Annotated in this window: 9 protein-coding genes; 3 read left to right on the forward strand and 6 right to left on the reverse strand. The window is 46.4% G+C overall.

The annotated features are described in order from the left end of the window. Window positions 1–32: 32 nt before the first annotated feature. The 3 genes from FO447_RS13135 to FO447_RS13145 form a co-directional block, all read right to left on the reverse strand. Window positions 33–434 carry an HIT family protein gene (locus tag FO447_RS13135; RefSeq protein WP_118063359.1) on the reverse strand — a complete coding sequence of 134 codons (402 nt, stop codon included), beginning with the start codon at window positions 432–434 and terminating at the stop codon, window positions 33–35. A 185-nt stretch (window positions 435–619) separates the two neighbouring features. Further along, window positions 620–1,087, reverse strand: coding sequence for a transcription elongation factor GreA (greA, locus tag FO447_RS13140; protein ID WP_022120765.1), 468 nt, complete (start codon window positions 1,085–1,087; stop codon window positions 620–622). Between the two features lie 188 nt (window positions 1,088–1,275). Beyond that, window positions 1,276–4,761 (reverse strand): DEAD/DEAH box helicase, encoded by a 3,486-nt coding sequence (locus FO447_RS13145; RefSeq protein ID WP_200756724.1) that lies wholly within the window; start codon window positions 4,759–4,761, stop codon window positions 1,276–1,278. A 244-nt stretch (window positions 4,762–5,005) separates the two neighbouring features. On the opposite strand from FO447_RS13145, the gene FO447_RS13150 reads away from it, so the two are divergent. Both FO447_RS13150 and FO447_RS13155 read left to right on the forward strand, forming a co-directional pair. After that, window positions 5,006–5,473: a nucleoside deaminase gene (locus tag FO447_RS13150; RefSeq protein ID WP_006847694.1), complete on the forward strand. Its 468-nt coding sequence runs from the start codon at window positions 5,006–5,008 to the stop codon at window positions 5,471–5,473. A gap of 206 nt (window positions 5,474–5,679) precedes the next feature. After that, a complete protein-coding gene (locus tag FO447_RS13155; protein ID WP_234699008.1) occupies window positions 5,680–6,987 on the forward strand; it encodes a nucleobase:cation symporter-2 family protein in 1,308 nt (435 codons plus the stop codon). 100 nt (window positions 6,988–7,087) lie between these two features. Here the strand turns inward: FO447_RS13155 and FO447_RS13160 are convergent, their stop codons facing one another. Together FO447_RS13160 and FO447_RS13165 are read right to left on the reverse strand one after the other, a co-directional pair. Further along, entirely contained in the window at window positions 7,088–8,074 is a 987-nt protein-coding gene (locus FO447_RS13160; protein WP_200756728.1) for a YqiA/YcfP family alpha/beta fold hydrolase, read from the reverse strand. Between the two features lie 186 nt (window positions 8,075–8,260). Then, window positions 8,261–9,718 carry an AAA family ATPase gene (locus FO447_RS13165; protein ID WP_200756730.1) on the reverse strand — a complete coding sequence of 486 codons (1,458 nt, stop codon included), beginning with the start codon at window positions 9,716–9,718 and terminating at the stop codon, window positions 8,261–8,263. Between the two features lie 403 nt (window positions 9,719–10,121). On the opposite strand from FO447_RS13165, the gene xpt reads away from it, so the two are divergent. Continuing rightward, window positions 10,122–10,688, forward strand: a complete 567-nt coding sequence (gene xpt / locus FO447_RS13170) for a xanthine phosphoribosyltransferase (RefSeq protein WP_200756732.1) — start codon at window positions 10,122–10,124, stop codon at window positions 10,686–10,688. A gap of 48 nt (window positions 10,689–10,736) precedes the next feature. On the opposite strand, the gene FO447_RS13175 is transcribed toward xpt, so the two are convergent. Further along, on the reverse strand, window positions 10,737–11,930 hold the full coding sequence (locus FO447_RS13175) for an SGNH/GDSL hydrolase family protein (RefSeq protein ID WP_437181778.1): 1,194 nt from the start codon (window positions 11,928–11,930) through the stop codon (window positions 10,737–10,739). Window positions 11,931–12,016: the final 86 nt, after the last annotated feature.

A 12,016-nucleotide genomic window follows, 5' to 3' on the forward strand; every position in this document is an offset into this window, starting at 1 on the left:
GCAGCTCTTTTTATGTTTGAAACTTCTTGCATTTAAAGTTTCTTGAATTCTGTATAAATCTTATCAGCAATTTCCTTGAACTCTTCTTCTGTGAGTTTGAGATGCTCCTTGCGGAAGTTTACATCAGCTTCGCTGTTCATTGGGATGAGGTGGATATGGGCATGAGGAACCTCCAGACCCAAAACAACCTGCGCCACTTTCTTGCATGGGAAGGCTGCCTTGATAGCCTTGGCTACCTTCTTGGCGAAAACCTCAAACTCAGCCAGGTCTTTGTCTTCCATATCGAAGATGTAATCCACCTCCTTGCGGGGAATTACCAGAGTATGACCTTTGCCGATAGGGCTAATGTCGAGGAAAGCATAGAACTTGTCGCTTTCTGCACACTTGTAGCTAGGAATCTCTCCTGCTGCAATCTTTGAAAAAATGCTTGCCATAATCGCTAATCAATTTATAATTAATAATTTATAATTTACAATTCATATTATCTTATTCTCTTTTTGATGTCGTTGCATCGGCTACTTTCATTTTCTATAGAGTATATCGGGTAGGCTTACATATAACATAAAAGGAACCGTCATACGGGCATCGCTGCCGATATGATAGTTCCTTTTATTCCGTTTTATTCAAATGAAATCTTGTCGATGCGAAGGTTGATGGTGCCGCGAGGAATCTTGATTTCTGCAATCTCACCTACCTTCTTGTTGAGCAATCCCTGTGCAATAGGAGTCTTGATGGAAATCTTGCCTTCCTTCAAGTTTGCCTCGCTCTCGCTCACGATGGTATAAGTCATCTTTGCCTTGTTAGCCATGTTGGTCATCTCTACCTTCGACATAATCTGCACGCTGTCGGTGCTGAGCTGCTTGGTATCGATAATCTTGGCCTCGGCAATGGTGAGCTTCAGGCGATTGATCTTATCTTCCAGATGAGCCTGTGCCTCTTTAGCGGCATCATACTCAGAATTCTCACTTAAATCACCCTTGTCGCGGGCTTCAGCAATTGCGGCTGATGCCTTAGGGCGCTCTACAGATACGAGCTGTTTCAGCTCAGCTACGAGTTTGTCGTAGCCTTCTTGTGACATGTAAGCCATAATTTTCTTGTTGTTTTAATGTTATTAATAATCGGTTGGCAAGTAGCATAAAAAATAAAGAATTCCAGTGCCAGTGAAGCACCGGAATCCTATATCTGTATTTATGTCTCTTGTTTATCCTTTTGTGTATAATCCGAATGCAAAGATAGGACTTTATTTCCGTATTACCAAATTTTTTGGGGGAAAATTTAAAAATATCCTCCTTTTTCCTTCACATAGTTCATTAATTCGCTAAAAATCTGATTATTGCGCAATATCTCCGGGTTGCCTGTCATAATCATCTGCTTTCGGGCACGGGTGATGGCTACGTTCAGCTTGCGGTCGATGATGGCGCCGTCTTCTACGAAACTGTTGCCGGCAAGGAAGTCGAGCTGCCAGATGTTCTGGATGGTAAAACTGTAGACGATGACATCTCGCTGGCTGCCCTGGTACCGCTCTACGGTATCGATACTAATTTTCTCCAGTTCCGGAATACCGAGCTTTTCGATTCCTTTGCGCACCATGGCTATCTGGTTGCGGTAAGGAACGATGACGCCTACCGTCTTCTTGGCATCGAAACGCTCTCCATAGAAGCGGTGGATGCGGCGAAGCAGGTCTACCACGATTGCTGCCTCGTTGGCATTGCTCTTATCGGATACATTCGGTTCCTTGCAGAACTCGGATGGAAGGAATATCATGCGGTGCTCCTTCAGCAGGTCGTCGAGCGCATCTTCTGATGGGAGAGTATATGACAGCTCCGTCTCCAACTGGTGTGGGCATGGCACGGGTTCCAGTTTCTCCCGACGGTAGAACATCCGGTTAGGAAACTCTGCAATCTCGGGATGCATTCTGCCCTGGCGGCGCAGAATGCCGACGAATTCGCTGCGCTCTTCGTGATCTTCCCAATGAATCAGACGTTCGAAGAGGGAGTTGCGGCAGTTGGTAAGACAGATGTCCTGCAGGATGCTCATGTCGATGATGCCACCTTTCTGACTGTCGTTGATGGTAGGAATACCTGAATCCTGCTCGCTCTGCTGCACCACGGCTGGCAACTGCTTGTAGTCGCCGATGAGGATGAACTTATCCACTGCTGATAAGAGACCGATGAGATTAGGCTCCAGTATCTGGCTCGACTCGTCGATGATGGCAAGCTTGAAGTGCTTCAGCGAGAAGATGAACGGCTTGGAGGTCATCATCGAAGTGGTGCCCACGATTACACGCGTTCCTATTATATATTGTTTGATGGCTTCGAGTTTCGGACAGTCGCTGATGGCTTTCTCTATCAGATAAGGGCGGAACCGCTCATCGCAGGAGTACTCGCTGCCGAGGCGAAGAAATGGGATGCCCGAATCTACCAGCATCTCGCAGATTTCATCTACGGCTCGGTTGGTATAACTCATCAGGAGGATGGAGGATGCAGGCTGCTGAGCCGTCTTGCCTCCCGAGGCGATGCTTTCTGCTGTCGGCATTCCCGTTCCATCGTTCAATGCTTCTTCTACCATAAACTTCAGGGCACGACTGGTCTTTCCTGTTCCCGGAGGTCCCACGAGCAGGAAGTAATCCTGTGCCTGCTTGGCACGGAGAATGATGTCGTCCAGTACATCATCGTAATGTCTGGTCAATGACAGCGAGGCGTCTCTTTGCGGGGCACGCTGCCCTAACAGCAGGTCGCGTTTCTCCTTGGGTGCACAGATAAACTGGTGCAGGTTACGTATGCTTCCGCCTGTTGATGCATCGCTCGTTCCATGTTCTATGGCGTAAGGCAGATTCATCTCGAAGATATCGGCATTCTGCTGTCCGTCGGTGAGATGCACCACAATCTCATCGCTGTGAATCTCCTGCAGTACACCTTTATATAATATAGCCTTTCTCACATCGGGTTCTTCCTTCAGCTTGTAGGTATAGAGATACACCATGTCGCCGATACGGAAGTTGGGCAGGAAGTCCTTTCCCTGGTCGGGCACGTTCAGGGTGATGGTATCATATCCGCTTCCTGCGCTGCTCTGTTCCTTCCGGATGATGTGCAGGTCGGTATAGATATTGCCGGCATCTTTCTTTTCGGCGAGTGGCATGGTCCAGAGGTCGGAACTGGATGTGTTCGTTCCTTCCTGTGCGCCCACCTTGCTGATCATCTGTTCCCGCAACACGAAGGTCATCATGCGGCAGAAGTAAGCCTCCTCTAATGGGGTGAGGTTGTGGAGCGGACTGGTGATGGCTTCTATCTGCGGCTTCAGATACTTGTTGTAAAAGAAGTCCTGGGTACCTGCCACATTCAAAACTTCGGGGGTAAATTCATTCAGTGCATGCTCGAATCCCTCCTTGGCTATCTCGAAGGAGGCGGCAACGAGCTGGTTGCGGTATTCGATGGCCTCCTTGAAGAGCTTTTGGTAATACGCTACCACCATCAGTCCGTCTTGCGGCTGATACTTGGAGTAGAGCAGACGGATATTCACGCGGTCGTTGCTCAGCTTGAAGTTGTGCTGCAATACGCCATAGTAGAGCAGCAGCTGTACATAGTGGGGCTCCAGCTGATAACTGTGATAACCCGGATCTACCTGATGGGTTTCGATATTCATGTTGCGTCCCGATTTCTGCTCCACCAGCAGTTTGCAGTCGGTGGTCATCAGGTCCACACGTCCCTGTATGCCGAGTGCTTCGCAGACGAACGAAGGTTCGAGGATGGCTTTCTTCCTGTCGTAAAGACTTTCGCCACGGAAGGCTGACATCTGTGCCTGCGATGCGGTGCGGGGAAAGAGAATATCCACTACCTGCTGCAGATTGAATGCCTGCTGGTTGGCATCGGTATAGAATTTCTTGGCATCAAACCAGGGACAGGTGCAGAACTCCAGTGCTTTCTCCCTGAAATTCGTCTTTATGGTTTCGTTCATCTGGTATTTGCCGTTTGTATTGATGATGTCATCCAGCGCCGCACCGGCAAAGTTACCGAGCAGGGTAGCCTGGGTGTTGGCGCGGGGCTTCATCTGGTTCAGCAGATAGAGCAGGGGATGATGACCGAAAGCCGTGAAGCAGGTGGCGATACTACTGATATCTACCAGATAATCGGGTTCTACCACGATGAGTCGGGGGGTGATGACGGGCTGCTTTACCTGACAGTCGAGCAGGTTGAGCTGCATACCTTCCTTCAGGATATCCCAGAGGTAGGTATGGTCGATATGGTTCTCTTCATCTTTCAGTTGAACGAGATATTCCTCTTCGTCAGCATCTTGGTCAATATCCACGCGGATGAAATCGCTGTCCCAGTTCTTCACGATGCAGCGGATGCGGCGGTTGTTGATTTCCAGTCCTTTCTGATAAGGGCGGTTGGTATGGGGAATGAGCACGTTCAGCTCGTGGGGAACATCCACTCCGAATACGGCAGAGATGAAGATGGCTAGGGCACGTGCATCATATTTCAAATCTTCGCTTGAGAGTGGTTCCTGCGAATTACTGTGCCGGCGCATGGTCTGGATGGCAATCTTGTCTGCCACCTTGATGCCGTGAGCCTTACAGAGATAATCCACCTGGGAGAAAAGGTTACCGAAAGCCTGTTTCGTTTCCTTCACTCCTTCGTGGCAGCAGAGGATGAGCGTATCGTGCATCATCTTGTTGCGTGTCTTCGGCTCCAGTTCGGGGAGTATCAAAAGTTCTCTTACCCTAAGGAAGAGTTCTGCGGCGCTGATATTGTTTTGATTCATAGGCTACAAAGTTACGAAAATTATAACTACTCTTATAATAAAGGTATTTATAATTATTGATAATTAACTGTTGAACAGGAATGCGTATTTAAGGAAATTTAGGGCGTTCGTGCCAAAAAGTGTATCTTTGCAGCAAAAGTACTAAAAAATAACGCAAGAAATGCTTACCGTATCATTTCTTTTTTGTATATTTGTAGCCCCCAATTGAAAAGAAGGGGTATTATTAATCTAAAAATATTAAACAATGACAAAAGAAGAATTGATGCATAGAGCCATTGAGCTCTCAAAGAATAGCGTGAAGACGGGGGGCGGACCTTTTGGTGCTGTGATTGCCAAGGACGGTATTATCATCGCTGAGGCTTCCAACAGTGTAACCATCGACCTCGACCCTACGGCTCATGCCGAAGTGAACTGTATCCGACAGGCTACCCGCAAACTGAAGACCTTCAATCTGGAAGGTTGCGAAATCTATACCTCTTGCGAGCCATGCCCGATGTGTCTGGGTGCTATCTACTGGGCACATCTCGACCGCATCTATTATGCCAACGACCGGAAGGATGCGGCAAAGATAGGTTTCGATGATGAGTTTATCTACGAGGAGATAGACCGCAAGATAGAAGACCGCCACAAGCCGATGATTGCCCTGATGCGCGATGAGGCGCTCGGTGCCTTCCGCATGTGGGAGGAAAATGCGGAAAAGACGGAGTATTAATGAGATAAGATAAAAAGGGAAGGTTGCACGGAATATGAACCGCAGCCTTCCTTTTTTCGTAGATTCTTCTTGTATTCTATCATGCGGGATAGAGAAAAATGGAGAAAAGGAACGATTTCTCAGATTTTCTTTGTAATTTTGCCGCCAAATTCAGAAAAGACCCTGAATTGATGGACAATGGAAATTCTCTAATTATTATAACGACAATGGAACAGTCAATAGAAAATCTCTACAAATTAGACGGCAGAGTGCCCGTAGGTAAAGCACTCCCATTTGGCCTTCAGCATGTGCTGGCGATGTTCGTCAGCAATATTGCGCCAATCATGATTCTCGCTGGTGCGATAGGTCTGGACAGTTCGATGAGCGCCGTGCTTATCCAGAACTGTATGGTCATAGCTGGTATCGGTACCTTGGTGCAGCTTTATCCGGTATGGCGTATCGGTTCTCGCCTTCCTATCGTGATGGGTATCTCCTTCACCTTCCTTTCACTTGCCATCGCCATTGCCGGTGCTCATGGTATGGGTACTTTGATAGGCGCTGTCATCATTGGTGGTCTGGTAGAAGGAACACTCGGACTTTTCGCCAAGTATTGGATCAAGCTCATTCCGCCTGTAGTAGCCGCTACCGTGGTAACAGCCATCGGTTTCTCGCTCCTTCCTGTTGGTGCCAACTCTTTTGCGGGTGGTCAGGGTGCAGCTGATTTCGGTAGCATGAACAACTGGGTTGTGGGTTCTGTCACTTTGCTGGCTTGTCTGCTTTGTCAGATTTTCGCCAAGGGTTTCTTGCGTTCACTCTCTGTATTGGTAGGACTGCTGGTAGGTTATGTTCTGGCTCTGTTTATGGGAATGATAGATTTCAGTGGACTTTCTGGTCTCTCTATCGTAGCTTTGCCAAAGATTTTGCCATTCACTCCTGAATTCAATATCGGTGCTATTCTCTCGGTGGTAGCAGTATATCTGGTTTCTGCCACAGAGACGATTGGTGATACTTCTGCGCTCTGCAACAGTGCGTTGAAGCGTGATCCTAAGACCAAGGAGATGGGAGCGGCAGTCTGCTGCGATGGTTTCGTAAGTTCGGTTTCCGGTCTTTTCGGTTGTACTCCTATCACTTCTTTCAGCCAGAATGTGGGTTTGGCAGCGATGTCAGGAGTAGTGAACCGCTTTACCATTGCCATGGGTGCCATCATCATGATTATCGGTGGTATCTTCCCAGCTATCGGTTATGTATTGACTACGATTCCTCAGGCTGTATTGGGCGGCTGTACCATCATGATGTTTGGTAGCATCCTCTTTGCCGGTTTCGGCATGATGGCGCGTACAGGCTTCTCTCAGCGCAACATGGTCATCGTGAGCCTCTCGCTCAGCGTTGGTCTCGGATTCACATCTGCAACAGGTATGTTCAACATCTTCCCAGAGATTGTGCGCACCGTTTTTGCAGATAACTGTGTGGCAGTAGTCTTCCTGCTCGCCGTTATCCTGAACCTCGTGTTGCCGAAGAATCTGGATAAGGCATAATAAGTGAAGATATTTATATATAAAAAGGTGCAACTCACAAGTAAGAAAGTGAGTTGCACCTTTTTTGCTATAAACTGTTAACTATAAACTATTAACTAAATCACTGTCCTCCCAGTCTTTCGAAGAAGGTGATGATTTCTTCGAAGGTCTTGAATTCATCGCTGCCGTATTCTATCGTCGTACCCATGAAACCATCGCATGGGCTAGGGTCGATGAAGTAATCGCCGTAGAGCAGGTTCTTCTGGTTGCAGAAGATGATGTGGTTGTAGGCTGGGGTAGAGAGATATTCCTCCACCCAGGTCTGTACCTTCGCCATGTATTCATGGTCGTTGGTTGGCGCTGGGGCTACGATGTATACGTTGTAATGCTCTATCAGCATCTCGTAAGCCTTGTGCATCGAGCTGGTTGCCTTCATGTAACTGTCGTGCAGGGCATCGAAGTCTATGTATACGATAGGGCGCTCCTTGCCGTTCTGCTTGTCGTCTATCCATCGGATAACCGGACAGAGATAGTGGAATGCTACCTTGTCGATAAGTCGGTGCTCGCCATGGAATGGGATGGCGAGTGGATAGTGCTCGTGGAAGAGGTCGAAGGTATGGACCAGCGGATCAGCATCGCCGAAGAGACCATAAACACGTTGCTGCTCCTCGGGAGTAATGTCCTGGAAGCAACGCTCGGTAAAGTCACGGTATTCCTTGATGAGGCCTTTGTTAACCATCAGTTCGTTCACTCCGTCTTTTCTCGGGTTCTGGAATTCCTGCTTGCCGGTCATGCTGCTCATCGTATTGCCCATCTCGAAGGCAGGGTTTACGAGGATGCGGTCGAATCCTTTCAGCAGTTCGGTATACATGCCTCCCATCGAGGTACCGATGATGAGGTCAGGCTTCTCAGTCTCCGCCATCTTCTGCAGCATCTCTATGCCCTCTTCCGGATGTACCGGGATGTCTTCAGCCACGAGGGTGGCATTCGGCATCAGTTCCTGCAACATCTTTACGGTGCCGCTCTGAGCAGAAGAGAGGAAACCGTGAACGTACATGATTTTCTTGCCCGCCATGAGGTCGGGGAATTGTTTGATATATGGGTTCATATTCTTATAGTTTAATGTACTGCTATTTCCTTAAGCGATTTGTACTTAGTTTGTGGTGCAAAGATACTAAAATTATAAATACGCATATAATAAAGGTATTTATAATTATTGATAATTAACCATTGGAGGTCATTAAAAAAAGAGAACCACCCATCGCTGGCAGTCCTCTTTTATTATTCTTCTATTTTATCGTTGAAATAATTGCTCAAGAGTTATCAGGTGATTGATGATACTTGCATGCATATTGGAACTAAGTCCTATTGTTGTCACCAAAACAGTTTGTATTGAGCGAGTCTTGTTATGCATCTTGCTATTTGCGAAAGCGTCTATCTTGTGACGTATATTCTCCTCGACATCTTGTGTGATAGTAAAATTACCTGTTGAAAATTTCATTTCGCAGAGATAATCTGTTTGAGTACTTTTACTCTCCATGACTAAATCTATTTGAGCACCTTTTCCGTCTTCAGCTTTCCCACACCAACTGTAGTTCCTTTCAACCGAATGGATACGTAGAGTGTCTTGTATGTTTTGCAGATGCTCTATGCTCAAAAGTTCAAACGTATCTCCAGCCCATGTGTAGAATGTGGCTGTCCCATGGATAGCGTTCCATCCTCCTTGTTTGACTTGTTTGCCATGAACAAATCTCAGATAGAATAGAGAAAAGAAATCTTTTAGCTGATATACGGTTTCGACTCTTTCCTTTCCATAGCGGGGATACTCTCTCGTAATTCCTGATTCTCTAAGGTTGTCAAGTAGCTTTGTCAGGGTACCTCCAGTTTTGATACCTGTAGCCTTGGAAAGCTCTGATTGAGTCATTCCATAGAACTTGCTGCCAATAGCTTTGACGATGTCTACGTATTTTTCTTTGCTAGAATAAAGTCCTGTATAAACATCTTTGAATTCCTGATGAATCAATTCATCAGCAAAGAATATGCTGTCTATGTTGTCTGTCATTGTTCTGTCGTTGCGGAGCTTATCCAGATAATAGGGGATTCCACCTATAGCCATATAACTCACGCACATTTCATAGCGTGAGAGATGAAAACCATTTTTCTTGTAGTACTTTTCGCATTCTGCTAGAGTGAAAGGGAATAGTTTGATGGTTTCCGTGAGTCTTCCATGCAGACCTCCATAGTCATGTATCACATTATCAAGCATCCAACTTGTAGCCGATCCACAGACAATGAGTATAATATTTCGTTCACTGTCTGCCCATGAATTCCAAAAATATCCCAGTTCTGCTATCATTTCTGATGATTGCGGTCCTGCAAGCCATGGAAGTTCATCGATAAAGATGATTTTCCTTCTGTTTCTTTTTCCTTCCAGAACTTTTCTCAAAAGTAAAAATGCCTCTCTCCAACAAGTGGGTTTCGACTCCTTTGTCGATAATCCTGCAATCACTAGCGAATCATAGAAATGCGCAAGTTGAAGTTGACGATAAGACTCATAGTCCTTGTCTCCGTCTTTAATATAAGTACCTACTGCTTTGAAGAGAATCTTCTTTCCAAAGCATTCGCTTACGAGATAAGATTTGCCTACTCTTCGACGGCCATAAATGGCTACAAGTTCAGATTTCTTTGACTTGTATATTCTATCGAGTATGTTTATCTCTTTATTTCTTCCTATGATATTTGCGTAACTCATTGTAAGATAGTTTTATAATGTTGGTTGCAAAGATACGCTTTTTTTAGGATAATACCAAAAAAACTACTTAGAAAATCAGCGAAAACGATTGAATTTTCTTGCTTTTCGCTGATTTTCTAGAAAAGAATAACACTTTTCCTATAGGTTTTGCTTTTCTCGGCGAGGGTGGCATCGTCATAATAGATGAAACCTTGCAACCAGTAGGTATAAGTGTCCATGTTTTATGCGCTCATGACGAGAGGAAAGTTTTCGTTGACCGTGACTCCTTGCTCTTGCACGATGATTTTTGCTGCAAAATTACGGTAAATTGCAGACAAAACAAAATTATTGGGCGATAAACTTCCGTGTTTGCGAAAAAAGTAGTAATTTTGCACCCAATAACCATATTAAAGTTCAAGTCATAATGGATTTACTGAAAGAAAGAATTATGCAGGAGGGCAGATGCTTTCCTGGTGGAATCTTAAAAGTAGACAGCTTTGTAAACCATCAGATGGACCCTATTCTGATGATGGACTTAGCTAAGGAATTCGTGCGCCTTTTCAAGGACATCAAGTACAACAAGATTATTACTATCGAGGCTTCGGGCATCGCGCCTGCCATCATGGTAGGTTATCTGACCAATCTTCCTGTTGTATTTGTGAAGAAAAAGCAGCCTAAGACTATGGAGGGTATGATTACCTCTGTGGTTCACTCTTTTACAAAGGACCGCGATTATACGGTTTGTGTGAGCAACAGTTATCTTACTCCTGAGGACCGTGTTATCTTTATCGATGACTTCCTTGCCAACGGTAATGCGTCTAAGGGTGTGATGGACCTTTGCGAGAAGGCTGGTGCCAAGATTGAGGCGATGGGTTTCATCATAGAGAAGGCTTTCCAGCATGGTGGTGACTTCCTGCGCAAGGAGGGAATCCGTTATGAGGCGCTCGCTACCGTAGAGAGCCTGGATGATTGCAAGATTGTCTTGAAGTAAAACATCTTATTATATATATTAAAAGCCGCCTGTAATAGGGCGGCTTTTTTATTTGATAATGTCTGCGGCATAGATGCCCATTACTTTGTATCCGTTCGGGTTCGGATGGAGCCAGTCGCCGCTGGCATATTCCCGCTTCATCCTTCTGTCATCATTCGGATCTTGAAGCAGCTTGGCGAAGTCTAGAATGCCATCTGCTTTCTTTGCCTGACTTCGAATCCAATCGTTTACATAGAGTCGGGCTGCTTCGTGGAAGTGGCTGTAGTAGCCGGCACCCTTAAATGGGGTGATAGTTCCCAGATAAACTTTCATCTTCCGTGCCTTCGCCTTCCTCATCATTCCCTGTATGCTCTCTATAATCTGGCGGGCTACCGTTTCGCTGTTGCCGCTCTTGGCAGCACCTATGTCGTTGATGCCTTCAAAGATAATAACCTTCTTTACGCCGCTCTGCATCAGAATGTCTCGGTCGAAGCGTTCCTTGGCGAGTGCCCCGAAACCGCCCGGCACGGTTACGCGGTTGTTGCCGATGCCCAGGTTCAGTACACCCTGGTTGGTTATCTTATGTTTCAGCTGCAGCATCTCCGACATAACATCCGGCCACCGGTTCTGGGCATTATCCGTAGAACATTTGCCGTCGGTGATGGAGTTGCCCATGATGGCGATGGCACTCATGTTGGTGCTCATCGTATACACATCGATGCCGCTGATGTTGTACCAGTGGTTCTCGCGGAAAGCCTTTTCGAAGTTGGAGTGGGCATTGGTTACTCCCTTCATGATATAAGAGGTGGTACGTGAGCCCATGTGAACGGTAGGCACATCGGGAGCCGAGGTGTAGTTGATGGTGATGGCTACGCGCTCCAGGTTCTTGAGATTGAACTTCAGGGCATCGCTCACTATCTGTCTGCCGGCAGGGATCGTAGCCTTGTAGCTGTTGCCGAACTTGAAGTATTGAGCCGATTTGGCATCAATCTTGAAGGAGTCTTTGGCGTGGGCGATATAGATGGAGCGTATCACTACGGGTTGCATCGAGTAGATGTTGCTCAGTTTCAGTCTTATCACGTCGCCTCCTACGCTTACCTTTACTATCTGGCGAACCGAACGGTTTGTCATGTTGTTATTATAGGGCATAAACGCTTTCACCACAGTCTGCGGTGCCGTAGCCCAAGTTCCAATCCATGTTTGTGCCGCCATCTGTAGTGTGTATGTGCAGATGAAGCATAGTATCATTATAAATCTTTTCACCTTGTTGTATTTTAAAAGTATATATTTGTATGTTGATGAGGTGTTGTCACTAGGCTCGGCAGACCTGCTGACTGCTGTCGGCAGAG

Source organism: Segatella copri, assembly GCF_015074785.1.
Lineage (GTDB): Bacteria > Bacteroidota > Bacteroidia > Bacteroidales > Bacteroidaceae > Prevotella.